The 25,594-nt window shown below is 55.3% G+C and carries 19 protein-coding genes; 16 read left to right on the plus strand and 3 right to left on the minus strand.

Annotation, left to right across the window (positions count from 1 at the left end; all coding sequences use genetic code 11):
• Positions 1-18: 18 nt before the first annotated feature.
• Both focA and ycaO read right to left on the minus strand, forming a co-directional pair.
• Positions 19-879 (minus strand): formate transporter FocA, encoded by an 861-nt coding sequence (focA, locus tag AC6I8I_RS06530; protein ID WP_279809371.1) that lies wholly within the window; start codon positions 877-879, stop codon positions 19-21.
• A 369-nt stretch (positions 880-1,248) separates the two neighbouring features.
• Positions 1,249-3,012 carry a 30S ribosomal protein S12 methylthiotransferase accessory factor YcaO gene (gene ycaO, locus AC6I8I_RS06535; RefSeq protein ID WP_312052745.1) on the minus strand — a complete coding sequence of 588 codons (1,764 nt, stop codon included), beginning with the start codon at positions 3,010-3,012 and terminating at the stop codon, positions 1,249-1,251.
• Positions 3,013-3,325: 313 nt separating this feature from the next.
• Between ycaO and serC the strand changes: the two genes are divergently transcribed.
• The 12 genes from serC to AC6I8I_RS06595 all read left to right on the plus strand — a co-directional run bounded on the left by serC (position 3,326) and on the right by AC6I8I_RS06595 (position 17,347).
• Complete coding sequence (gene serC, locus AC6I8I_RS06540; RefSeq protein ID WP_312052743.1) at positions 3,326-4,411, plus strand: 3-phosphoserine/phosphohydroxythreonine transaminase; 1,086 nt, start codon at positions 3,326-3,328, stop codon at positions 4,409-4,411.
• Between the two features lie 82 nt (positions 4,412-4,493).
• Positions 4,494-5,780: a 3-phosphoshikimate 1-carboxyvinyltransferase gene (aroA, locus tag AC6I8I_RS06545; protein ID WP_312052741.1), complete on the plus strand. Its 1,287-nt coding sequence runs from the start codon at positions 4,494-4,496 to the stop codon at positions 5,778-5,780.
• Between the two features lie 196 nt (positions 5,781-5,976).
• On the plus strand, positions 5,977-6,663 hold the full coding sequence (cmk, locus tag AC6I8I_RS06550) for a (d)CMP kinase (protein WP_159860754.1): 687 nt from the start codon (positions 5,977-5,979) through the stop codon (positions 6,661-6,663).
• A gap of 109 nt (positions 6,664-6,772) precedes the next feature.
• On the plus strand, positions 6,773-8,446 hold the full coding sequence (rpsA, locus tag AC6I8I_RS06555) for a 30S ribosomal protein S1 (protein WP_312052738.1): 1,674 nt from the start codon (positions 6,773-6,775) through the stop codon (positions 8,444-8,446).
• Positions 8,447-8,527: 81 nt separating this feature from the next.
• Positions 8,528-8,812 (plus strand): integration host factor subunit beta, encoded by a 285-nt coding sequence (ihfB, locus tag AC6I8I_RS06560; RefSeq protein WP_003849360.1) that lies wholly within the window; start codon positions 8,528-8,530, stop codon positions 8,810-8,812.
• Positions 8,813-9,040: 228 nt separating this feature from the next.
• Positions 9,041-11,296 carry a DNA internalization-related competence protein ComEC/Rec2 gene (locus AC6I8I_RS06565; protein WP_312052736.1) on the plus strand — a complete coding sequence of 752 codons (2,256 nt, stop codon included), beginning with the start codon at positions 9,041-9,043 and terminating at the stop codon, positions 11,294-11,296.
• A gap of 34 nt (positions 11,297-11,330) precedes the next feature.
• Positions 11,331-13,079, plus strand: a complete 1,749-nt coding sequence (gene msbA, locus AC6I8I_RS06570; protein ID WP_312052734.1) for a lipid A ABC transporter ATP-binding protein/permease MsbA — start codon at positions 11,331-11,333, stop codon at positions 13,077-13,079.
• Entirely contained in the window at positions 13,076-14,071 is a 996-nt protein-coding gene (lpxK, locus tag AC6I8I_RS06575) for a tetraacyldisaccharide 4'-kinase (protein WP_312052732.1), read from the plus strand. The genes msbA and lpxK overlap by 4 nt, the downstream gene beginning before the upstream one ends.
• A 24-nt stretch (positions 14,072-14,095) precedes the next feature.
• On the plus strand, positions 14,096-15,328 hold the full coding sequence (locus AC6I8I_RS06580; RefSeq protein ID WP_312052730.1) for a winged helix-turn-helix domain-containing protein: 1,233 nt from the start codon (positions 14,096-14,098) through the stop codon (positions 15,326-15,328).
• An 86-nt stretch (positions 15,329-15,414) separates the two neighbouring features.
• On the plus strand, positions 15,415-15,597 hold the full coding sequence (locus AC6I8I_RS06585) for a Trm112 family protein (RefSeq protein WP_031376635.1): 183 nt from the start codon (positions 15,415-15,417) through the stop codon (positions 15,595-15,597).
• The gene (gene kdsB, locus AC6I8I_RS06590; RefSeq protein WP_312052728.1) at positions 15,594-16,343 is read left to right on the plus strand and encodes a 3-deoxy-manno-octulosonate cytidylyltransferase; all 750 of its coding nucleotides are present in this window, start codon (positions 15,594-15,596) and stop codon (positions 16,341-16,343) included. Before AC6I8I_RS06585 ends, kdsB begins: the two co-directional genes overlap by 4 nt.
• Positions 16,344-16,453: 110 nt before the next feature.
• Positions 16,454-17,347 carry a protein kinase family protein gene (locus tag AC6I8I_RS06595; RefSeq protein ID WP_497828453.1) on the plus strand — a complete coding sequence of 298 codons (894 nt, stop codon included), beginning with the start codon at positions 16,454-16,456 and terminating at the stop codon, positions 17,345-17,347.
• Here the strand turns inward: AC6I8I_RS06595 and elyC are convergent.
• Complete coding sequence (elyC, locus tag AC6I8I_RS06600; RefSeq protein ID WP_497828636.1) at positions 17,327-18,112, minus strand: envelope biogenesis factor ElyC; 786 nt, start codon at positions 18,110-18,112, stop codon at positions 17,327-17,329. The two genes, AC6I8I_RS06595 and elyC, sit on opposite strands and share 21 nt — an antisense overlap.
• Before the next feature lie 125 nt (positions 18,113-18,237).
• Between elyC and cmoM the strand changes: the two genes are divergently transcribed.
• From cmoM to mukB, 4 genes are read left to right on the plus strand one after another with little or no spacing between them, the layout of a single operon-like run.
• Positions 18,238-19,023 (plus strand): tRNA uridine 5-oxyacetic acid(34) methyltransferase CmoM, encoded by a 786-nt coding sequence (gene cmoM, locus AC6I8I_RS06605; protein WP_031376631.1) that lies wholly within the window; start codon positions 18,238-18,240, stop codon positions 19,021-19,023.
• Positions 19,020-20,342 carry a chromosome partition protein MukF gene (gene mukF / locus AC6I8I_RS06610; protein ID WP_046288417.1) on the plus strand — a complete coding sequence of 441 codons (1,323 nt, stop codon included), beginning with the start codon at positions 19,020-19,022 and terminating at the stop codon, positions 20,340-20,342. Before cmoM ends, mukF begins: the two co-directional genes overlap by 4 nt.
• Positions 20,323-21,048, plus strand: a complete 726-nt coding sequence (gene mukE / locus AC6I8I_RS06615) for a chromosome partition protein MukE (protein WP_312052719.1) — start codon at positions 20,323-20,325, stop codon at positions 21,046-21,048. Before mukF ends, mukE begins: the two co-directional genes overlap by 20 nt.
• Positions 21,045-25,532 (plus strand): chromosome partition protein MukB, encoded by a 4,488-nt coding sequence (gene mukB / locus AC6I8I_RS06620; RefSeq protein ID WP_312052718.1) that lies wholly within the window; start codon positions 21,045-21,047, stop codon positions 25,530-25,532. The genes mukE and mukB overlap by 4 nt, the downstream gene beginning before the upstream one ends.
• Positions 25,533-25,594 lie beyond the last annotated feature (62 nt).

Genomic DNA, 25,594 nt, shown 5'->3' on the forward strand with positions numbered 1-25,594 from the left:
GCGCCGTCAAAAATGCGTTTAATGTGACTGGTCACCGTTACGGAGATAGATGATCCAGTAGGTCAACCCGACCAGTACACCGCCGCCGATAATATTGCCGAGGGTGACGGGAATCAGGTTGTCAAAAATAAAGTTGCTGACTGTGAGCGACTGGAACTGTGCAGCGGTAGCGCCGGTAGCCTGCCAGAACTCAGGGCTTGCGAAGTCGCGAATCACAATGGCAAAAGGGATGAGAAACATATTGGCAATGCTGTGCTCAAAGCCACTGGCGACAAACATCCCCACAGGAAAGATCATCACTACCAGCTTATCGGTGAGAGTCCGGCCTGAATAACTCATCCAGACGGCCAGGCAGACCAGCAAATTCGCCAGGATACCCAGACACATCGCTTCAATAAACGTGTGATGCATTTTGTGGTCAGCGGTTTGCAGGACGTTTAGTCCCCAGGCACCATTCGCCACCATGTACTCGCCGGCAAACCACATCAGTCCGACGAAGAAGAGCGCGCCTGCCAGGTTACCGAGATAGACGTTTATCCAGTTGCGGGCCAGTTGAGACCAGCTGATGCGTCCGCTGGCTTTGGCCACCACAATCAAAACGGTAGAGGTAAAGAGGTCGGCGCCACACACCACTACCAGCATTAAACCCAGAGAGAAACAGATGCCACCGATCAGTTTGGCGATGCCATATGGCATTGCGGCGGTACCGGTGGTTGCTGTGATATAAAAAACAAAGGCAATGGAGATAAATACGCCGGCGTTTATCGCCAGAAAGAAGGTGGTAAAAGGATGTTTAGTTGCTTTGTATATACCTGCATCTTCAGCAACTTTCGCCATCTCGGCCGGTAGTAACAGATTAAAAGGGTTGTCAGCTTTCACACTAACTTACTCCATAAGTTGTCTGAAAAAATACTAACAAAGGAGTATAGGTCAGTAATTGATTTGGATCATGTTTGCCGGAGCAGCTGACGATGCGTGCCCGACTGCAGTAAATAATATTCTATAAATGATTGAATTATTTAAAATAAATAAATTTTAAAAATACAAATATATTTTAGTATAAAAATTCTGTGCAGTTTTTACGCGCGGCTAATGTTATTTATTATTGTCTGATATGTTAAGGATAATGAAGTGTTGAGACGCTAAATAATTTTAATGACGCTAATGTTTCATAAAAAATAACGCCCTGCCATCAGGCCAGCCTGGTAGCAGGGCGTCAGGCGTCATTTACCGTTCAGCAACGGGTAATTACGCGCTTTGCCAGTAACGACGTTTGGCCGCTTGCAGCTTTTCATAGGCCGCAAGCAGAGACTGATGAGCCGGGAATGCTTTCAGCTCCTGATCAACCGCCTGAAGTCCGTAGAACGGACTCTCACCGCTGATGGCTGCTGAAGCAGCTTCCATCGCCTCAGTGCCATACATACGTACAAACGCATGATGATATTGCAGGGGATCACGCTCGTCTTCCATTGCCAGTAACAGCAAGGTTTGCAGGCAACGATAATAGTTGGCACGTTCCGGGGTAAAGATTGAACTGTTGAACTCCATCGTCCATTCGGTCCAGATCAACGCCTGCTCAAGATCGCCGCCCGCCATCGCCAGCATCGCTTTTAGTTCGCCAATGCGCAGCGTGTACCAGCCATTATCTTTACCGGTCGCCAGACCCAGCAGTTCGCGCACGCGGGTAAAGTCATCAAAGCCCTCATCATCAAGCTGCCCAATCAGATCCAGATACTCTTCAGGATTCCAGTTACTGTCAGGCAGGGCCAGTAAGGTTTCACGCATACCAGCGCCCATGCTGTTATTTGCGAGCAATAAATCTTCCGCCGGATAGATGTCTGACATGCCAGGCACAATAATGCGGCAGGCGTACACGCCCAGGTGCTCGTAATCAGCAATATAAACTTCCTGATCTTCAGCGGCGAAAATCGCCATCAGCGTGGCAAATTCCTGCTCAGTGGTACCGGCAAACGTCCAGTCGACAAATGGATAGTCTGCGGTCTCTTTGAACAGATCCCAGGAGATCAGGCCACTTGAGTCAATGAAGTGCGTTTCAAGGTTCGCGTGTTCTGCCACTTCCTCATCATCAAAGGTCGGCGGGGTGAACACGTCCAGATCTTTAAGGCTGCGGCCCTGCAATAATTCGGTGACGGTGCGCTCCAGCGCCACACCAAAATCAGGGTGGGCACCGAATGAAGCGAAACAGGTGCCGTTGGCCGGATTGAACAACACCACGCAGATGACCGGGTATTTGCCGCCCAGCGAGGCGTCATAAGCAAAAATGGGGAACCCTTCGGCTTCCAGCCGCGCAATCGCTTCAACCACATCGGGATAGCGCTGCATAACGGCATCCGGGATCGCCGGCAGGCTAATCGCTTCGGCAATGATGCGGTTTTTAATGTAGCGCTCAAACACTTCTGACAGTCCCTGAACCCGCGCTTCATTGGCGGTGTTGCCGGCTGACATACCGTTAGAAACGTAAAGGTTGCCGATAATGTTCATCGGAATGTAGACGGTTTGCTGATCTGACTGACGGGTGAAAGGCAGCGCGCAGATGCCGCGCTCGACATTGCCGGACTGCAGATCAATCAACTCTGCTGCCGTCAGCGCATTATCCGGGTCATAAAAAGCCCGCAGACGCGGATCAAGAATGCCCTCTGGCAGTGATTCATCAGCCGGCAGCGCAAACCATTTTTCATTGGGATAGTGAACGAAGTCGCCGTTGGCGATACTTTTCCCTAACCAGAAATCGGCAAAGAAATAGTTGGTTGAGAGGCGTTCAAAATATTCGCCCAGCGCGGAGGCCAGCGCCGCTTTTTTGCTGGCGCCTTTGCCGTTAGTGAAGCAGAGCGGGCAATCGCGGTCACGAATATGCACAGACCAGACATGGGGAACAGGATTCAGCCAGGAGGCTTCTTCAATATTAAAGCCAAGGTCCTGAAGTTTATTCTGGAAACGGGTAATGGAGTCTTCCAGCGCGGCATCTTTGCCCGGGATAAATGTTTGCGTCATAGTGCCGCTCTCTCAGTTGTCATAGGGTGCGTAAAGCGCGCAATGATACGGATTTTGCTGACGATCCGCTATCAAGGCAGGATAAATTTACCGGCCTAGTTTTCACCTTCTCGCCAGTCAGGCCAAACGGTAAACCGGCAGGCTGGACGAAGCCTCACAAAATTTCGTGCTGGTTTGCATTGGTAACATAACCTCCGGCGCGGCGGATTCAGAAAATGTGACCGCTACCCGATTTATGATTGCAGCCGTCAGGATGCAGTGATAAAACCGGTAAGTTATTCATAACCGTTCGATATGACAGTGGTGAGGGGAAATGACGCAAGTTTATAATTTTAGCTCCGGCCCAGCGATGCTGCCGGTTGAAGTGCTCCGTCGTGCAGAACAAGAGCTGACAAACTGGCGTGGCCTGGGAACCTCCGTAATGGAGATCAGTCACCGCAGCAAAGAGTTTATTCAGGTTGCTGAAGAGGCGGAGCAGGACTTCCGTGATCTGCTAAAAATACCGCCTAATTACAAAGTATTATTCTGTCACGGTGGGGCGCGTGCGCAGTTTGCGGCCGTGCCTGGCAACCTGCTCGGCACCGCTTCCAGCGCAGACTACGCCGATGGCGGATACTGGGCGCACAGCGCCATCAAAGAAGCGCAAAAATATTGCTCCCCGCGCACCCTGGATGTCAAAACCACCCGCGACGGTAAACGCGCGATTCTGCCGATGCGGGAATGGGACGTCAGTGATGCATCCGCCTATCTACATTTCTGCCCGAATGAAACTATCGACGGTATTGCGATCGACGAGCAGCCTGACTTTGGCAGCAAAACGGTGGTCGCCGATTTCTCCTCTACTATCCTGTCCCGCCCGATTGATGTCAGCCGCTATGGCGTGATCTACGCCGGTGCGCAGAAGAACGTCGGGCCTGCTGGCTTAACGCTGGTGATTGTGCGCGAAGATCTGTTAGGTCAGGCGCAGGCGTCAGTGCCGTCAATCCTCGATTATAAAGTGTTGGCCGACAACGATTCGATGTTCAACACCCCACCTACATTCGCCTGGTACCTTTCAGGGCTGGTCTTCAAATGGCTGAAAGAGAAAGGCGGCGTGGCTGAAATCGATCGGATCAATCAGGCTAAAGCTGACCTGCTGTACGGCGTGATTGACCACAGCGGCTTCTACCGCAACGATGTGGCAACGGACAACCGTTCGCGCATGAATATTCCTTTCCAGCTGGCCGACGCGTCGCTGGATGGCCTGTTCCTTGAAGAGTCATTCAAGGCGGGACTGCATGCGCTGAAAGGACACCGGGTAGTTGGGGGCATGCGTGCTTCTATCTATAATGCCATGCCGCTGGAAGGTGTTAAGGCGCTGACCGACTTTATGGTCGATTTTGAACGCCGTCACGGCTGATTAATGACATATCAGCATTGATGCTGATGCCAGACCTCGCCAGGTGGCGAGGTCTTCGTATTTTTTGAGGATTTCGTTTCACATGCAGGACTCCCTGACTCTCCAACCCATCGCCCGCGTTAATGGTACGGTAAATCTGCCCGGTTCTAAGAGCGTATCAAATCGTGCATTACTGCTTGCCGCCCTCGCTAAAGGCACCACCCGTCTGACGAATTTACTCGACAGCGATGATGTTAAGCACATGCTTAATGCGCTTAGCGCGCTGGGCGTAAGCTATACGCTCTCCAGCGATCGCCGGGTATGTGAAGTCACCGGGAATGCTGGCCCTCTGCAATCATCACAGCCTTTATCGCTATTCCTGGGCAATGCCGGCACCGCGATGCGTCCACTGGCCGCGGCGCTCTGCCTGGGACAGCAGGATATCGAACTGACCGGCGAGCCGCGGATGAAAGAGCGTCCAATCGGCCATCTGGTCGATGCGTTACGTCAGGGCGGTGCCAGCATTGAATATCTGGAGAATCAGGATTATCCGCCGCTGCGCTTACGCGGTGGATTTACCGGCGGAGATGTCAGCGTGGATGGCAGCGTTTCCAGTCAGTTCCTGACGGCGTTATTGATGACCGCGCCGCTGGCTGAGCAGGATACCCGCATCACCATCAAAGGTGAGCTGGTTTCCAAACCTTACATCGACATTACGCTGCACCTGATGCGCTGCTTTGGCGTCGAGGTTGAAAACCAGAACTATCAGCACTTCCTGATCAAAGGACAGCAGCAGTATCAGTCGCCAGGCGATTATCTGGTTGAAGGCGATGCCTCTTCTGCCTCCTATTTCCTCGCTGCCGCGGCGATTAAAGGCGGCACGGTGCGGGTTACTGGTATTGGCCGTCAGAGCGTGCAGGGCGATATCCGTTTTGCGGATGTCCTGGAAAAGATGGGCGCGCAGATTGAGTGGGGCGATGACTATATTGCCTGTACTGCCGGCACGTTACGCGCCATTGATATGGACATGAACCATATCCCCGATGCGGCGATGACCATCGCGACTACGGCGCTGTTTGCCGAAGGCACCACCCAGCTGCGTAACATTTATAACTGGCGGGTGAAAGAGACCGATCGGCTGAGTGCCATGGCCACTGAGTTGCGTAAAGTGGGGGCGGAAGTGGAAGAGGGCCACGATTATATTCGTATTACACCGCCAGCGACCCTTATTCATGCGGATATTGGCACCTATAACGATCACCGTATGGCGATGTGTTTTTCGTTAGTCGCGCTCTCTGATACGCCGGTCACCATTCTCGATCCGGGCTGTACCGCAAAAACCTTCCCTGACTATTTCGATCAGCTGGCTAAAATCAGCCAGCCTGCCTGATAACTTCCCTCCGGTGCGATATCGCACCGGAAACCCTCATATTATCTGGCCGTATCGCGGCAGAAATCCTCTGATTTGCCTGGAATTATTAACACCGTCAGTGCGAAAGGGTAACCAAGGTGGTTTGGGCAGCGTATAATGCTAGTCATTACCGATGGCCGACAGGCCGAAGAGCGCGCAGCAACAGGAGGGAATAATGACAGTAACTGCCCCGGTCATAACTATCGATGGGCCAAGTGGTGCGGGAAAAGGGACCCTGTGCAAAGCGATGGCGGAAGCATTGCAGTGGCATCTGCTGGATTCCGGTGCGATTTATCGCGTGCTGGCATTAGCGGCATTGCATCACCAGGTTGATATCGAATCTGAAGAAGCGCTGGTGCCGATTGCGGCACATCTGGATGTACGCTTTGTGTCACAAAATGGCGAAATGCAGGTGATCCTCGAAGGTGAAGATGTCACCGGTGAAATTCGTACCCAGGAGGTCAGCAACACCGCCTCCCGCGTGGCGGCTTTCCCGCGTGTACGTGAAGCTTTGCTGCGTCGTCAGCGTGGTTTTCGCGAAGCGCCAGGCTTAATTGCCGACGGTCGCGATATGGGTACCGTGGTTTTCCCGGATGCACCGGTCAAGATTTTTCTCGATGCCAGCGCGGAACAACGTGCCCAGCGCCGTATGCTACAGTTGCAGGATAATGGCTTTAATGTTAACTTTGATCGCCTTTTAGCCGAGATAAAAGAACGTGATGACCGCGATCGCAATCGCGCAATCGCGCCTTTAGTACCCGCTGACGATGCCCTGATGCTGGATTCTACTGAAATGTCCATCGATCAGGTCATTGAAAAAGCGCTACACTATGCCCGTGAAAAGCTGGGTATTACGGCTTAACTGAATTTTATCACCCTGTACCACGGATCCGGTGCTGGGCATGTGAAACAACCCCATCCGACATGAAGTCAGATGGACGTTAAATTGAAGAATCCTGAAGATTATCAATATGACTGAATCTTTTGCTCAACTATTTGAAGAATCCTTAAAAACAATCGAAACCCGCCCGGGTTCTATCGTTCGTGGCATCGTCGTTTCTATCGACAAAGATGTCGTTCTGGTTGATGCGGGTCTGAAATCTGAATCTGCAATCCCTGCAGAGCAGTTCAAGAACGCAGCCGGCGAACTGGAAATCCAGGTTGGCGACGAAGTTGATGTTGCTCTGGATGCAGTGGAAGACGGCTTCGGTGAAACCCTGCTGTCCCGTGAGAAAGCTAAGCGCCATGAAGCCTGGATCACGCTGGAGAAAGCTTACGAAGACGCTGAAACTGTTACCGGTGTTATCAACGGCAAAGTTAAAGGTGGCTTCACAGTTGAGCTGAACGGTATCCGTGCGTTCCTGCCAGGTTCACTGGTCGATGTTCGTCCGGTGCGCGATACGCTGCACCTGGAAGGCAAAGAGCTTGAATTCAAAGTAATCAAGCTGGATCAGAAACGCAACAACGTCGTGGTTTCACGTCGTGCGGTTATCGAATCCGAAAACAGCGCAGAGCGCGATCAGCTGCTGGAAAACCTGCAGGAAGGCATGGAAGTCAAAGGTATCGTTAAGAACCTTACTGACTACGGTGCATTCGTGGATCTGGGTGGCGTTGACGGCCTGCTGCACATCACTGACATGGCCTGGAAACGCGTTAAGCATCCAAGCGAAATCGTCAATGTGGGCGACGAAATCACTGTTAAAGTGCTGAAGTTCGACCGCGAGCGTACCCGCGTATCCCTCGGCCTGAAACAGCTGGGCGAAGATCCATGGGTGGCTATCGCTAAGCGCTATCCGGAAGGCACCCGCCTGACCGGTCGTGTGACCAACCTGACTGATTACGGCTGCTTCGTGGAAATCGAAGAAGGCGTTGAAGGTCTGGTACACGTGTCTGAAATGGACTGGACCAACAAAAACATCCATCCGTCTAAAGTTGTAAACGTAGGCGATGTGGTTGAAGTTATGGTTCTGGACATTGACGAAGAGCGTCGTCGTATCTCTCTGGGTCTGAAGCAGTGTAAATCTAACCCATGGCAGCAGTTCGCTGAGACGCACAACAAAGGCGATCGTGTTGAAGGTAAAATCAAGTCAATCACTGACTTCGGTATCTTCATCGGCCTGGACGGCGGCATCGACGGTCTGGTTCACCTGTCTGACATCTCCTGGAACGCGACTGGCGAAGAAGCCGTTCGTGAGTACAAAAAAGGCGACGAAATCGCTGCCGTTGTACTGCAGGTCGATGCAGAGCGTGAGCGTATCTCTCTGGGCGTTAAGCAACTGGCAGAAGATCCGTTCAACAACTACATCACGCTGAACAAGAAAGGCGCTATCGTTAACGGCAAAGTCACTGCTGTTGATGCTAAAGGTGCTACAGTTGAATTAGCAGACGGCGTTGAGGGTTACCTGCGCGCTTCTGAAGCTTCACTGGACCGCATTGAAGATGCCACTCTGGTTCTGAGCGTTGGTGACGACGTCGAAGCTAAATTCACCGGCGTTGATCGTAAAAACCGTGTTGTTAGCCTGTCTGTCCGTGCGAAAGACCAGGCTGATGAGAAAGAAGCCATCAATACTGTTAACACCAAACAGGAAGAAGGTAACTTCTCTAGCGCCATGGCTGAAGCGTTCAAAGCGGCTAAAGGCGAGTAATCGACCTGAAGCACCGGGTGGGCAACCGCCCGGTTTCGGTAAAAGCTGTCATACATTCCCAGAGGGATAACCGGAGGTTACATGACCAAGTCAGAACTGATCGAAAGACTGGCGGGACAGCATACTCATATACCGGCGAAAGTCGTTGAGGATGCAGTAAAAGAGATGCTGGAGCACATGGCCACTACGCTGGCACAGGGCGAACGCATCGAAATCCGGGGATTCGGCAGCTTTTCTTTGCACTATCGCGCTCCGCGCACTGGTCGTAACCCGAAAACGGGTGACAAAGTGGATCTGGAAGGTAAATACGTTCCCCACTTCAAGCCAGGCAAGGAACTGCGCGATCGCGCAAATATCTACGGCTGAGCCGATACCGAACCAGACAAACGACATCTCCGGATGTCGTTTTTTTTTGCCTGCTCTTTTTCAGCGCCGATATCCCGAGTTGCCTTTTGAAGATGCCTTCCGAATTAGTGCAACCCACTCTGCAAGCCCTGCGAATTAATGCGATGCCGCTCGCTACTGCCTGATTACCTGCTTTAACCCTTACCTCCACCGTTCAGAATAGACATATTCATCAGGATGGATGTGATTATGCTGACATGGATGGTTTTAGCCCGGCTGGCAATTATTGCTACGTTGCCTTTACTGTTTATCGCCCGACTTCCTTCTGGCGGCGTCATTCTCGGTTTGATAATAACCGGGATGGTGTTACTGCAAAGTCGTCCGCAGACCCTGCGGATAACCGGCATTGGCCTGTTGTTTCTGGCATGGGCAACCAACGATGCGCGATTAATGGTGAGAGATATTGAACACCATGCTGCGCGACCAGCCACTTACAGCATCCTTATTAGCGAACTGAGAAAGGAGAGGAAGCAAATCAGAGTTCGTCTGCTGAAAGAGGGCGAAAAGATGCTGTTTCCGCCACGTTTTGCCTGGCTTTACTTTGACGCCGATCCTGAACAGTACTGTCCGGGCCAACGCTGGACCATGACGCTGCGTTTACGCGCGATTCATGCCCGATTGAATGAGGGCGATTTTGATGCGCAGCGTTTTGCATTGGCCAACAATACGCCGCTACAGGGACGTATTATCAAGCAGCAGGCGGTAGAAAATAGCTGCGACTGGCGCTGGCGATTTATTTTATGGCATCGTGCCAGCCGGGGAGAAATGCCAATGCATTCCACTCTGGAGGCGCTGGCATTTGGTAATCGCGACGAAATGAGCCGCGAAACGCGGCAGTTATTACGTGACACCGGTACTGCTCACCTGATGGCGATATCAGGTATGCATATCGCACTGGCTGCCAGTACGGGCTGGTTATTCGCTCGCGGCCTACAGCTTCTGTTACCTGCCCGTTATATTGGCTACCTTTTTCCTCTCATTGTCAGCTGGCTGCTGGCTGCGGTTTATACCTGGCTCTCAGGCGCACAACCTCCTGCCGAGCGTTCTCTTCTGGCGCTGACATTATGGGTATTGACCCGAATTGCTGGCGTCCAACTGAACAGCTGGCAAGTCTGGACGCTGTGCGTTGCTTTGCTATTACTGTCAAATCCGTTAACCGTGTTATCTGACAGTTTCTGGCTCTCTGCGCTGGCGGTGGGAATGTTGATCATCTGGTACCAATGGTTTCCACTGGCAAGAAGGTTTCGTCATCAGCGGCGCTGGCTGCCCATACAGCTGCTGCATTTACAGGCAGGAATGATGATTCTGATGGTGCCGTTGCAGGTGACTATCTTTAACGGCATTAGCCTGACTGCACTGGTTGCTAACGTCGTGGCCGTCCCTGCCGTTTCCTTCATAACTATGCCGCTGGTGACCCTGGCGATGCTGCTGCCGTTCGCACAATTATCCGCTTTTTTCTGGAAGATGGCCGATTTCTCATTGCGTGCGCTGTTTTACAGCCTGGAGTTGCTACCACCAGGCTGGTGGCCGCTGAATGGCGTAACCTGCTTTACTGTGCTGGTATGGGGTGGGTTGATCGTATGGCGAACCCAGCTGTTCTTTGCGCTGCCAGTGAGCAGCAGCGCAATCGCGCTGGCGATGGTATTAAGTCGCCAGCCAGAGCAGGGGCAGGGATGGCGCATCGATATGCTGGACGTTGGTCACGGTTTAAGCATGGTGATCAGTCAGGGCGATGAGGCGGTACTGTACGATACCGGTCCGCGCTGGCAGACCGACAATGCTGGCAGTCGGGTGATTATTCCGTGGCTGGAGAGAAAACAGCTGCGGTTACAGCAGGTGATCCTCAGCCATAAACATCTTGACCATACTGGCGGCCTGGCGTCGATAACAGCGCGCTGGCCAACGGTGAAAGTGCGTAGCGCGTTAGCAAACAACGCCCATTTACCCTGCGTACGCGGTACGGAATGGCATTGGCAGCAACTCCATTTTGAGGTTCTCTGGCCGCTGTCGATACCGACGCCGGGTGACAATAACGATTCCTGCGTGATCATCGTTGATGATGGTCAGGTCAGAGTGATGTTAACCGGTGATATTGAAGCGCTGGCGGAACGTCAGTTGGTGGCGCTGGAAAAACAGCGTCTCAGAGTGGATATTCTGCAGGTACCGCATCATGGCAGCCGCACTTCCTCAACACGGCTGCTGTTGCGCAGTACGGCGGGTAAGACCGCGATAGCCTCGCTGGCACGCTACAATGCATGGCGGATGCCCGCTAAAAGCGTGCTGGAAAATTATCAGCGAAGCGGTTTTAACTGGTTCGACACCGGACAATCGGGTCAGATAAGCATCACTATTCGACAGGGTAAAATTGCGGTATCTGGTCTGCGCGATCAATTAATGCCCCGTTGGTATCATCAGTGGTTTGGCGTCAAACGCGAATCCAGGTAGAATGGCCGGCTATTTCCAACAGCGTGAATAAATAATGCATCTAGATAAAGATCTCTCTACGTGGCAGACATTCCGCCGACTCTGGCCGATGATCGCGCCTAACAAGGCGGGATTAATTGTGGCCTCCATTGCCCTGATTATTAACGCTGCGGGCGACGCCTTAATGCTCTCCCTGTTGAAACCGTTACTGGATGATGGGTTTGGTAAAGCCGATAAATCGGTGATGCTGTGGATGCCGTTAGTGGTAATTGGCCTGATGCTGATCCGCGGCGTGACCAGTTATATCTCCAGCTACTGCATCTCCTGGGTTTCTGGCAACGTGGTCATGAATATCCGCCGTCGGCTGTTCAGCCATATGATGGGCATGCCGGTTTCATTCTTTGACCAGCAGTCAACCGGTACCCTGTTATCACGTATCACCTACGATTCCGAACAGGTGGCTTCCTCCTCCTCCGGGGCGCTGGTCACGGTGGTACGTGAAGGTGCGTCGATTATTGGCCTGTTCATCATGATGTTCTACTACAGCTGGCAGCTGTCGTTGATTCTGATTGTTCTGGCACCGATCGTTTCTTTTGCTATCCGCACCGTCTCTAAGCGTTTCCGTAACATCAGTAAAACCATGCAAAATACCATGGGGCAGGTGACAACCAGCGCTGAACAGATGCTGAAGGGCCATAAAGAAGTGCTGATTTTCGGTGGTCAGGAGATTGAGTCTGAGCGCTTTGCCCGCGTCAGTAATCGCATGCGCCAGCAGGGAATGAAGCTGGTTTCAGCCTCATCAATCTCCGATCCGGTGATTCAGCTGATCGCTTCTCTGGCGCTGGCATTCGTGCTTTACGCCGCCAGCTTTCCCAGCGTTATGGATACCCTGACTGCCGGTACCATCACCGTGGTGTTCTCATCAATGATCGCCCTGATGCGTCCGTTGAAATCGCTGACTAACGTCAATGCCCAGTTCCAGCGCGGTATGGCCGCCTGTCAGACGCTGTTCTCTATTCTCGACAGCAAGCAGGAAGTGGATAACGGCACTCGTGAAGTCACCCGTGCGAAGGGCGATATCGAGTTCCGTAACGTCACCTTTACCTATCCGGGTCGTGATGTGCCGGCGCTGCGCAATATCAATCTCTCGCTGCCGGCAGGCAAAACGGTTGCTCTGGTGGGTCGCTCCGGTTCCGGTAAGTCGACCATGGCCAGCTTACTGACCCGTTTCTACGATATTCAACAGGGAGAAATCCTGCTGGACGGTTACGATCTGCGGGAGTACACCTTACGCTCGCTGCGTAATCAGGTGGCGCTGGTGTCGCAGAATGTTCATCTGTTCAATGACACCATTGCCAATAACATCGCCTATGCCCGCAGCGAACAGTATAGCCGCGCGGAGATCGAAAAGGCTGCGACCATGGCGCATGCGATGGATTTCATCAATAAAATGGATCAAGGGCTGGATACGGTGATCGGCGAAAACGGCGTGCTGCTGTCAGGCGGCCAGCGTCAGCGTATTGCAATTGCGCGCGCCCTGTTACGCGATTGTCCTATTTTAATCCTGGATGAAGCGACATCGGCTCTGGATACTGAATCTGAGCGGGCCATTCAGTCAGCGCTGGACGAACTGCAGAAGAACCGTACCTCGCTGGTGATTGCACATCGACTCTCTACCATCGAAAAAGCGGATGAAATCGTGGTAATCGAAGATGGTCAGATTGTTGAGCGCGGTACGCATCAGGTGCTGTTAGCCGAGCGCGGAGCCTATGCCCAGCTGCACAAGATGCAATTCGGCCAATGATTGAGCGTATCTGGAGTGGTCGTTCACCCCTATGGCTGCTGTTATGGCCACTGAGCCTGCTGTATGGGGCGATTACCACTCTGATTCGATTCAGTTATCAGCGCGGCTGGCGTAAAAGCTGGCGCGCACCGCTGCCGGTGGTAGTGGTGGGTAATCTGACGGCTGGCGGCAATGGCAAAACGCCGGTAGTCATCTGGCTGGTCGAGGCATTGCAACAGCGGGGTCTGCGTGCGGGCGTGGTGTCGCGTGGCTACGGCGGTAAAGCCGAGCAGTATCCGCTGCTGGTTACCGGACAGACCTCCACCGAACAGGCTGGAGATGAGCCGGTGCTGATCGCCCAGCGCACCGGCGCGCCGGTGGCCGTAGCGCCAAAGCGGCGGCTGGCGATTGAAGCGCTGCTGAAACAGGGGCCGTTAGATGTGATCATCACCGATGATGGCCTGCAGCACTATGCGCTCCAGCGCGACCGCGAAATTGTGGTGGTGGATGGGGTACGTCGTTTTGGCAATGGCTGGTGGTTACCGGCCGGGCCGATGCGCGAACGCGCCAGCCGCCTGGGTCAGGTGGATGCGATTGTGGTTAACGGTGGTGACGCACAGTCTGGTGAGATCGCCATGCAGCTTCAGCCAGGGCTGGCGACGCATTTGCTGAGCGGCGAAACCCGGCCGGTTGATCAGCTTGATCCGGTTATCGCCATGGCCGGTATCGGGCATCCGCCGCGCTTCTTTACCACACTGAAACAGCTGGGCATCACCCCGGTGGCAGAAGTCGCCTTTGCCGATCATCACGCTTACAGTCAGGATGAGCTGACGCGTCTGACAACAGACGGACAGCCGCTGCTGATGACCGAAAAGGATGCGGTGAAATGCCGCCACTTTGCCCAGCCCAACTGGTGGTATCTGCCGGTTGATGCCCGTCTGCAGGGCACGGCAGTCACCCCATTGCTGAACGATATCGAACAGCTGTGCCGCAGCGGTCAGGCGCGCACCTAGTCACCAGACCGGATAAGGAAGAGAATGAACCCTCTGCATTCACTTTCATTACAGCAAACACGTCACCTTCATCTCGCCGCGCAGGGCCTGCTGCGTCCACCGCGTCAGCGCGCCCGCTATCAGGATCTGATTGACTGCATCTCCCGTATGTCGCTGCTGCAAATCGATACCATTAATGTGGTGGCCCGTAGCCCCTATCTGGTGCTGTTCAGTCGCCTCGGTGACTATCCTCAGGTGTGGCTGGAACAGGCGCTGGCGCAGGGCGAGGTATTTGAATACTGGGCACACGAAGCCTGTTTTATTCCGCGTGCCGACTACAGATTGCTGCGTCATCGTATGCTGGCGCCGGAACGGCTGGGCTGGAAATACAATGCGAAATGGGTCGCTGACCACCAGCAGGAAATCGCTGAGTTACTGCAGCAGATCCGCGAAAACGGCCCGGTACGCGCAGCGGACTTTGCGCATGCCGCGAATCATAAGCCGGGATGGTGGGCGTGGAAACCGCACAAGCGGCATCTGGAAAATCTGTTCAGCGCCGGGGAACTGATGGTGACTGAGCGCCGAAATTTTCAGCGGGTATACGATCTGCGCAGCCGGGTGATGCCTGACTGGCAGGACGATTTGCACAGCATCAGTGAAGCTGAAGCGACCCGCTTAATGTTACTTAACAGCGCCCGCAGCCTCGGCATTTTTCGCGGCAGCTGGCTGGCAGACTATTACCGCCTGAAACGGGTGCCGCTCAGTGCCTTCCTGGCGGAAGCGCAGGAAGCGGGCGATCTGATTGCGGTGATGACCGACGGGCTGGGCGAGATGTGGCTGCATCGCGATTTATTGCCGTTGCTTGAGAAGCCGTTGCAGGCGACGCACAGTGCGCTTTTGTCGCCGTTCGATCCGGTAGTTTGGGACCGCAAGCGTGCGCTGGAACTGTTCAACTTTGATTACCGTATCGAGTGTTATACGCCGGCGGCTAAGCGCAAATTTGGCTATTTTGTCCTGCCGATGCTGCACCGTGGTGAAATAAAAGGCCGGCTGGATGCCCGTATGTTGCGTCAGTCAAAGCAGCTGGAGATTAAAAATATCTGGCTTGAGCCGCAGACGCGGGTCACATTGCGATTTGTGCAGGATATCCGGCGGGCGATAGAGCGCTTTGCGGCGTGGCAGGGGGCGGAAACCGTCTCTCTGCTGCAGATGCCTGCCTCGCTGCGCCAGCACTGGCCGGCACTGTGGTCGCTGAATTGCGAAGCGGGCTGTTCGTGATCTGCTGATACGTTTTACGCCCTCCCGCCCGGGCTGGGCTATGGTATGCTTTACCCCTTACGCATTCGGTCCCTGATGGAGGACATATGGATCATCGTTTACTCGAAATCGTTGCCTGCCCGGTGTGCAATGGCAAACTCTACTATAACAATGCGCAGCAGGAGCTGATTTGCAAACCGGACGGCCTGGCGTTTCCGGTGCGTGACGGCATTCCGGTGTTACTGGAGAATGAAGCCCGTACGCTCTCTGTGGAAGAGATTCATCCATGAGTTTCACCGCCATCATTCCTGCGCGTTATGCGTCAACCCGCTTACCGGGCAAACCGCTGGTCGACATCCACGGCAAGCCAATGGTGGTACATGTGATGGAGCGCGCCCGCGAATCGGGTGCCAGTCGGGTGATCGTCGCCACCGATCATCCGGCGGTGGCGCAGGCGGTTGAAGCCGCAGGCGGTGAAGTCTGCATGACCCGTGCCGATCATCAGTCCGGCACCGAGCGTCTGGCGGAAGTGATCGAAAAATATCAGTTCGCTGATGATGAGATCATCGTCAATGTGCAGGGTGACGAGCCGATGATTCCGGCGGAGATCGTGCGTCAGGTAGCCACCAATCTGGCCGGATCTGCGGCGGGAATGGCGACGCTGGCGGTACCTATCACCGAGGCGGAGGAAGCGTTTAATCCCAATGCGGTTAAAGTGGTGATGGACGTTAACGGCTATGCGCTCTATTTTTCGCGCGCGACAATCCCGTGGGATCGTGAACGTTATGCCCGCTCACGCGAGCAGATTGGTGACACTCTGCTGCGACATATTGGCATCTACGCTTACCGGGCCGGCTTTATTCGCCGCTACGTCGCCTGGGCGCCATGCCCGCTGGAACAGATCGAACTGCTCGAACAGTTACGGGTATTGTGGTACGGCGAAAAGATTCATGTTGCCGTAGCGCAAACCATCCCCAGCGTTGGGGTGGATACGCCAGATGATCTGCAGCGCGTTCGCGCCGCGATGCAGGCCTGATCAAACGGGGAGATAATCCCCGTTACTGCGCAATTTTATTGATCCGCCACTAAACTTCTTATCTGTAGTCCCTTCAGGATAGTGTGAAATTCATCTGAGGAGGATGCCGCATGGAACAGCTCAAATCCGAACTGGCGCTGGTACTCGGTGAAACCATCAGTCGTCTCGAAGTGATCAGCGAACATCCACCCACCCGACTTTATGCACTTTACGATAGTGAAGGTCAGCCGATGCCGGTGATGGCGAAGTATTTCCGTCATCAGGGCCGTGCTGCACTGGAAGCAAAAAAACTGGCGCTGCTGGGTCATGCCGGATTGATTGCGGTGCCAGCGGTGTTTGGTCTGGTGATGAGCCAGCAACCGCCGGTGCATGAAATGCTGCTGCTGGCGCGGCTCAATGGCGTGACAGCTGAAGCGCCGGCGCGTGATGGCCTGCGCTGGCAACAGTTTTGCGAACAGGTAGTGGAAGGGCTGCTTGCCTGGCACCGGCTGGACAGCCACGGGCTGGTGGGCACGGTGGACAGTACCCAGGAGAACCACTGGTCCGCCTGGTATGCGCAACGGGTAGAGGTGCTCTGGTCGACCTTAAGTTACCTGCGACCGCCCGACTTTACGCTGGACGATCGTCAGATTCTGTTCCGCAGCCGGGCGCGGTTAGCACATCTGTTTCGCGACTTTAACGATCCCTGCGTGCTGGTTCATGGCAATGTCAGGCTGCAAAGCATGCTGAAAAATCCCCGCAGCGATCAACTGCTGGCGATGACGCAGCCGGGCACGATTCTTTGGGCGCCGCGTGAATACGATCTGATCCAGCTGGACGAGTCGCCCGCTGAAACCGCACTGCTGCACGCCTATCTGCAGCGCGCGCCGGTTGACGAAGGCTTTGTCTGGCGGCGCTGGCTCTATCAGCTGTGGGATTGTATCGATCGGCTGGTGCAGACCGGCGAATTTGACCGGCCACGTTTCGATCGCGCCCGCGCGCAGCTACTCCCGTGGCTCGGTTGACCGCGCTTCCTCTCCCTTCAGCCGCTGCAGTACCGTTCCCAGCGTTTCATAAACAGCTCGCTCGCTGTGGCTCAGCCAGATTGAAGACGGAATGGCGCGCTCCCAGCCGTTGAGCGGCGAGGTGATCGCCAGCTGGTTGGCCGGCGCGGCAATCGGTTTTAGCCCCACCGCATGGAAAAAGCGCATCGCCCGCGGCAGGTGATTGGCCGAGCTGATCAGCAGGAAAGGGCGTTGACCCACTTCCCCCTTGACCGCCTGGGCTTCGTCAGCGGTGTCCCGCGGCTGATCGAGAAGCTGAATATGATCCGCTGGTACGCCCAGGCTTTCCGCCACCTGCGCCGCTACCCAGGCACTGCTGCGCGGATTAGTGCCGCCCGCGGCACCGGTAAAAATCAGCGTGGCATGCGGATAGCGACGCCACTGACGTACCCCTTCCGCCACGCGCGGCAGGCTATTGTTGAGCAGGTTCGAGCTGGGCGCCCAGTCAGGATTAAAGGTATATCCGCCGCCGAGCACCACGATGTAATCGACCGGCTGCGAGCCGTTCCAGGTCGGATAGCGGCTATCAAGCGGCAACAGCAGGCGGTCAGTCAGTGGCTGCAGGCTCAGCAGCAGCAAAAACAGCCAGCTTACGGAGAGTAAAATTTTGCCGCTTTTCTGCCAGTCGGTGAACCAAAGCAATAAAATACCGAGCGCCATCAGCAAAAGCAGAAACGGCAGGGGTAACAACAACCCACCGATCACTTTTTTCAGGGTAAAAAACATCAAAAAAGACTCCTGTTGTCCGAAAAAACAGCAGCCGGAAGGGAAGATGGGGATGAAAGGTTCATTCTTCTGGTGCCTGTGACAAAATAGCACAAGTCTCACCGCAGCATACCGGAGCGCATGCCATGCAGGATCGTAACTTTGACGATCTCGCGGATAAATTTTCGCAAAATATATACGGCACCACCAAAGGGCGAGTGCGCCAGGCGATCCTGTGGGATGAGCTGGAAACCATTCTGCCCGGACTGTCACCGCATCCGCTGTCGGTTCTCGATGCGGGCGGCGGGGTTGGCCAGGTCTCCAGCGGGCTGGCCGCGCGTGGTCACCAGGTTCTGCTGTGCGATCTCTCCGGTGAGATGTTGCGCCGCGCCGAGGAAAATGCCGCGGCGCAGGGTGTGAGCCACAACATGCAATTCAAACAAATTAGCGCACAGCAGGTGGGCGAACATTTGGATAAGCCGGTGGATCTGGTATTGTTTCACGCTGTGCTTGAATGGGTCGCGGAACCGGAAAAAGTGCTGAAGGCGTTGTTTGATCTGTTGCGTCCAGGCGGCGTGATGTCGCTGATGTTTTATAACCTGCATGGCCTGACGCTACGCACCTTAACGCTCGGCAACTTCGGTTATCTGCGGACCAATCTGACCAAACGTAAAAAGCGTACGCTGTCACCTGACTATCCACGCGATCCCGATCAGGTTTACCGCTGGCTGGAAGCGTGCGGTTTCGTCATTGAGCAACGCGCCGGGATCCGGGTGTTCAGTGATTACATGAAACCGCCGAAAGGTGAGCCTAAAAGCGACGAAGAAATTATTGAGATGGAGCGGCGTTACTGCCGTCAGGAACCCTTTTTGAGCTTAGGGCGCTATATCCATGTAACTGCGCGCAAACCCGGGCAGAAGGACGAATTATGAGTGAATTTTCCCAGACGGTACCTGAACTGGTATCCTGGGCGCGCAAGAATGACTTCTCTCTTGCGCTGCCAGTAGAACGTCTGGCCTTTTTGCTGGCTATCGCCACCCTCAACGGTGAGCGGATGGATGGCGAAATGAGTGAAGGCGATCTGATTGATGCTTTCCGTCACGTCAGTAAGGCTTTCGAACAAACCCATGAAACCGTGTTGGTTCGCGCCAACAACGCCATCAACGACATGGTGCGACAGCGCCTGCTTAACCGCTTTACCAGCGAACTGACCGAAGGCAATGCCATCTATCGTCTGACCCCGCTGGCGATCGGCATTACCGATTACTACATCCGGCAGCGTGAGTTTTCGACCTTACGCCTGTCGATGCAGCTCTCCATCGTAGCCAATGAGCTTAAGCGGGCAGCCGATGCTGCGCAGGAAAACGGGGATGAGTTTCACTGGCATCGCAATGTCTTCGCGCCGCTGAAATACTCGGTGGCTGAGATATTTGACAGCATCGACATGACCCAGCGTCTGATGGATGAACAGCAGCAGGCGGTGAAAAACGATATCGCTGAACTGCTGAATAAAGACTGGCGCGCGGCGATCTCCAGTTGTGAAATGCTGCTGTCGGAAACCTCCGGTACGCTGCGTGAACTGCAGGATACGCTGGAAGCGGCAGGCGACAAGCTGCAGGAGAACCTGCTGCGGATTCAGGATGCGACGCTGAACAGCCCGGATCTGGGCTTCGTCGATAAGCTGGTGTTTGACCTGCAAAGCAAACTTGACCGCATTACCAGTTGGGGCCAGCAGGCGATCGACCTGTGGATCGGCTACGACCGCCACGTACACAAATTTATTCGTACCGCCATCGACATGGACAAAAACCGCGTCTTTGCCCAGCGTCTGCGGGTTTCGGTGCAGAACTACTTCGATGCGCCGTGGGCGCTGACCTATGCCAACGCCGATCGCCTGTATGACATGCGCGATGAAGAGCTGACGCTGCGTAATGACGAAGTGATGGGCGAACTGCCGGCCGAGATGGAGTACGAAGAGTTCAACGAAATTCGCGAACAGCTGGCAGCGATGATTGAAGAGGCGCTGCAGATCTACAAAACGCAACAAAAACCGCTCAACCTCGCGTCAGTGATGCGTGACTACCTGGCTCAGTACCCCCGCGCCCGTCATTTTGACCTGGCGCGGATTGTGGTCGACCAGGCGGTACGCCTTGGCGTAGCGGAAGCTGATTTAGCCGGCTTGCCTGTGGAATGGCAAGCCATCAATGATTACGGAGCCAAGGTGCAGGCACATGTCATCGACAAATATTGAACAAGTGATGCCGGTTAAGCTGGCACAGGCACTGGCAAATCCGATCTTTCCCGCGCTCGACAGCCAGTTGCGCGCCGGACGACATATCGGTATTGAAGAGCTGGACAATCACGCTTTTCTGATGGATTACCAGGCATTTCTCGAAGAGTTTTACAGCCGCTATAACGTTGAATTGATCCGTGCGCCGGAAGGTTTTTTCTATCTGCGTCCGCGTTCAACTACGCTGATCCCACGCTCGGTGCTGTCTGAGTTAGACATGATGGTCGGAAAAATTCTCTGCTATCTCTATCTCAGCCCGGAACGGCTGGCGAATGAAGGCATCTTCACCCAGCAGGAGCTGTATGACGAGCTGCTGTCGCTGGCCGATGAGAGCAAGCTGCTGAAGCTGGTTAACCAGCGTTCAACCGGTTCGGATCTCGATCGCACCAAACTGCAGGAGAAAGTTCGCGCGTCGCTGAGCCGTCTGCGCCGCCTCGGTATGGTGTGGTTTTTCGGTAACGACAGCAGCAAATTCCGTATCACCGAATCGGTATTCCGCTTCGGCGCGGATGTGCGCAGCGGTGATGATGCCCGCGAAGCGCAACTGCGCCTGATCCGTGATGGCGAAGCGATGCTGCTGGAGAGCGCCACGGCTGCGGTTGACGCCGATGAAGGCGAGGAACAGGAAAGCGATGCGAGTGAGAACGCAGAGGAACAACAGGCATGATTGAGCGCGGAAAATTTCGTTCGCTTACGCTGATCAACTGGAACGGCTTCTTTGCCCGCACCTTTGATCTCGATGAATTAGTGACCACCCTGTCAGGCGGTAACGGTGCGGGGAAATCCACCACCATGGCCGCGTTTGTTACCGCGCTGATCCCCGATTTGACGCTGTTGCACTTCCGTAACACCACCGAAGCGGGGGCCACCTCAGGTTCACGCGATAAAGGCCTGCACGGTAAACTGCGCGCTGGCGTCTGCTATTCGATGCTCGACGTGGTTAACTCCCGCCATCAGCGGGTAGTGGTAGGCGTCCGTCTGCAGCAAATCGCGGGACGGGATAAAAAGGTCGACATCAAGCCGTTCAGTATCCACGGCCTGCCGACCGACACCAACCCGACGGATATGCTGACGGAGATCCTAAACAGCCGTCAGGCGCGCGTACTGCCGCTTAACGAAGTTAAAGAGCGCGTCGAGGCGCAGGAAGGCGTTCAGTTCCGCGCCTACAGCTCGATCACCGACTATCACGCCATGCTGTTTGACCTGGGTGTGGTGCCGCGTCGTCTGCGTTCCGCCAGCGATCGCAGCAAGTTTTATCGCCTGATTGAAGCCTCGCTTTACGGCGGTATCTCCAGCGCGATTACCCGCTCGCTGCGTGATTACCTGCTGCCGGAAAACAGCGGCGTACGTAAAGCCTTCCAGGATATGGAAGCGGCGCTGCGCGAGAACCGCATGACGCTGGAAGCGATTCGCGTTACGCAGTCGGACCGCGATCTGTTTAAGCATCTGATCTCCGAAGCGACCAGCTACGTTTCTGCCGACTATATGCGTCACGCCAACGAGCGCCGGGTGCACCTCGACAGCGCATTACAGCTACGTAATGAGCTGTTCAGCAGCCGCAGCCAGCTCGCCTCTGAACAGTATCGCCACGTTGAAATGGCACGCGAACTGGCCGAGCACAGCGGGGCAGAAAACGATCTCGAAGTGGATTATCAGGCGGCCAGCGATCATCTGAATCTGGTGCAGACCGCGATGCGCCAGCAGGAAAAAATTGAGCGCTACGATGCCGATATCGAAGACCTGACGCTGCGGCTGGAAGAGCAGAGCGAAGTGGTGGCGGAAGCCCGCGAGATTCAGGAAGAGAATGAAGCGCGTGCCGAAGCAGCCGAACTGGAAGTGGATGAGCTGAAAAGCCAGCTGGCCGACTTCCAGCAGGCGCTTGACGTTCAGCAAACCCGCGCTATTCAGTACCAGCAGGCACTGCAGGCGCTGGAACGCGCCCGTTCACTCTGTCAGCTGCCTGATTTAACCATCGACAACGCCGCAGAATGGCAGGCCAGCTTCCAGGCCAAAGAGGAGGAGGCGACTGAACGGTTACTCAACCTCGAGCAGAAACTGAGCGTGGCCGAAGCGGCGCACAGCCAGTTTGAACAGGCGCTGGCGCTGGTGACCAGCATCGCCGGTGACGTCACCCGGCAGGATGCGTGGCAAACCGGCCGGGCATTGCTGCGCGACGCCAGCAATCAGCGGCATCACGCCGAGCAGCTCTCTTCGCTGCGTCTGCGGCTCAACGAGCTGGAACAGCGCCTGCGCGAGCAGCATGAGGCCGAGCGCTTGCTGGCGGAGTTTTGCAAACGCCAGGGTCAGCATTATGAAGCCGATGCGCTGGAAGGTTTGCAGCGCGAACTTGAAGCGCAGATTGAGCAGCTGAACAGCAGCGTCGCGGACGCAGGTGAGCAGCGCATGATGATGCGCCAGGAGCTGGAACAGCTGCGCGAACGGATCGCCACGCTGACTGCCCGGGCACCGCACTGGCTGGCGGCGCAGGAAATCCTGACGCAGCTTAGTGAGCAGACCGGCCAGGCGCTGACCAGCAGTCAGGACGTGACCGAATATATGCAGCAGCTGCTGGAGCGGGAACGTGAAACCACCGTTGAACGTGACGAAGTGGCGGCGCGTAAACGCGATATCGAGCAGCAGATTGAACGTCTCAGCCAGCCCGGCGGTGCCGAAGATGCGCGCCTCAACCAGCTGGCCGAACGCTTTGGCGGCGTCTTGCTGTCCGAAATTTATGATGATGTGACGCTGGATGATGCCCCTTACTTCTCGGCGTTGTACGGTCCGTCACGTCACGCGATTGTGGTGCCCGATCTGTCGCTGGTGCGTGAGCAGCTCGACGGTCTGGAAGAGTGTCCGGAAGACCTTTACCTGATCGAGGGTGATCCGCAGTCTTTCGATGACAGCGTCTTCAGCGTCGATGAGCTGCAGAATGCGGTGGTGGTGAAGGTTGCGGAGCGTCAGTGGCGCTATTCGCGCTTCCCGAAAATACCGCTGTTTGGCCGCGCCGCCCGTGAGAATCAGCTTGAACTGCTGCACAGCGAACGCGATCGGCTGGCCGAGCGCTATGCCACGCTGTCGTTCGACGTACAGAAAACCCAGCGCCTGCATCAGTCTTTCAGCCGGTTTATCGGCAGTCACCTTGCGGTGGCGTTTGATGCCGATCCGGAAGCGCAGATTCGCCAGCTGGGCGCACGCCGCGGCGAGCTGGAGCGGGCGCTTAATCAGCACGAGAGCAACAATCAGCAGCAGCGTCAGCAATATGAACTCGCGAAAGAGGGCGTAGCGCAGCTCAACCGGCTGCTGCCGCGCGTCAATCTGCTGCTGGATGAGACGCTGGCCGATCGCTGTGAAGAGATCCGCGAGCAGGTTGAGGAAGCGCAGGAGGCTGCGCGCTTTCTGCATCAGCATGGCGCGAAACTGGCGAAACTCGAACCGATTATCGCGGTACTGCAGAGCGATCCGGAACAGCATGAACAGCTGCAGGCCGATTATCAGCAGGCGCAGCAACAGCAGCGCAACGCCCGCCAGCAGGCTTTTGCCCTGACGGAAGTGGTGCAGCGTCGTGCGCACTTTGGCTATGACGATTCGTCGAGCATGCTGAACGGCAATAACGATCTTAGCGATAAACTGCGCCAGCGGCTGGAGCAGGCGGAGGCGGAGCGGAGTCGCAGCCGTGAACGTCTGCGCGAGCATCAGGCGCAGCTGACACAGTACGCTCAGGTGCTGGCCTCGCTGAAAAGTGCTTACGATGCCAAGCGCGACATGCTGAAAGAGTTGCAGCAGGAGATGCAGGATATTGGCGTTCACGCCGATGCCAACGCCGAAGCGCGGGCGCGGGTGCGTCGTGATGAACTCTATACGGCGCTGAGCCATAACCGTGCGCGGCGCAATCAGCTGGAAAAACAGCTAACCTTCTGTGAAGCGGAAATGGAAAACCTGCAGAAGCGACTGCGTCAGCTGGAACGCAACTATCATCAGGTGCGTGAACAGGTGGTCAGCGCCAAGGCGGGCTGGTGTACGGTGCTGCGGCTGGTGAAAGAGAATGGCGTCGAACGCCGCCTGCATCGTCGGGAACTGGCTTACCTGAGCGGCGACGAACTGCGTTCCATGTCGGATAAGGCGCTGGGTGCGCTGCGTCTGGCGGTAGCAGACAACGAACACCTGCGTGACGTGCTGCGTCTGTCGGAAGATCCGAAACGTCCGGAACGTAAGATTCAGTTCTTTATTGCAGTTTATCAGCATCTGCGCGAGCGTATTCGTCAGGATATTATTCGCACCGACGATCCGGTCGAAGCGATTGAACAGATGGAAATTGAGCTGAATCGCCTGACGGAAGAGCTGACCGCGCGTGAGCAGACGCTGGCTATCAGTTCGCGCAGTGCCGCTAACATTATCCGCAAAACCATTCAGCGTGAGCAGAACCGTATCCGCCAGCTGAACCAGGGCCTGCAAACCGTGAGCTTTGGTCAGGTGCGCAGCGTGCGGCTCAACGTCAACGTGCGGGAAACGCATGCGATGCTGCTGGATACGCTGTCGGAAGAGCATGAGCAGCATCAGGATCTGTTTAACAGTAATCGTCTGACCTTCTCAGAGGCGCTGGCGAAGCTTTATCAGCGCCTCAATCCGCACATCGATATGGGCCAGCGTACGCCGCAGACCATTGGTGAGGAGCTGCTGGACTACCGTAACTATCTTGAGATGGAAGTTGAGGTTAACCGTGGTTCTGACGGCTGGCTGCGCGCAGAAAGTGGCGCACTGTCAACCGGTGAAGCGATCGGAACCGGGATGTCAATTCTGGTAATGGTGGTACAGAGCTGGGAAGAGGAGTCGCGCCGCCTGCGCGGTAAAGACATTTCGCCATGCCGGTTGCTGTTCCTCGATGAAGCGGCCCGTCTCGATGCGCGCTCTATCGCCACGCTGTTTGAGCTGTGCGAGCGGCTGGAAATGCAGCTGGTGATCGCCGCGCCGGAAAACATCAGTCCGGAGAAGGGTACGACTTACAAGCTGGTGCGTAAGGTGTTTAACAACACCGAACACGTGCACGTGGTTGGACTGCGCGGTTTCGCTGCCGATCCTTCTCCGGCCCGACGTCAGGATGAGAGCGATTCGCTGCCCGATTTAGCCGGTGAAAAATCGCAGGCGGAAACGTAGTCAAAAACAGAACCATTGGTTAATCTGGTAACGGCATTTGTCGCGTGAGGCAAATGCCGTTT

This window comes from Pantoea sp. X-Soil-YNGN-775 (assembly GCF_059730575.1).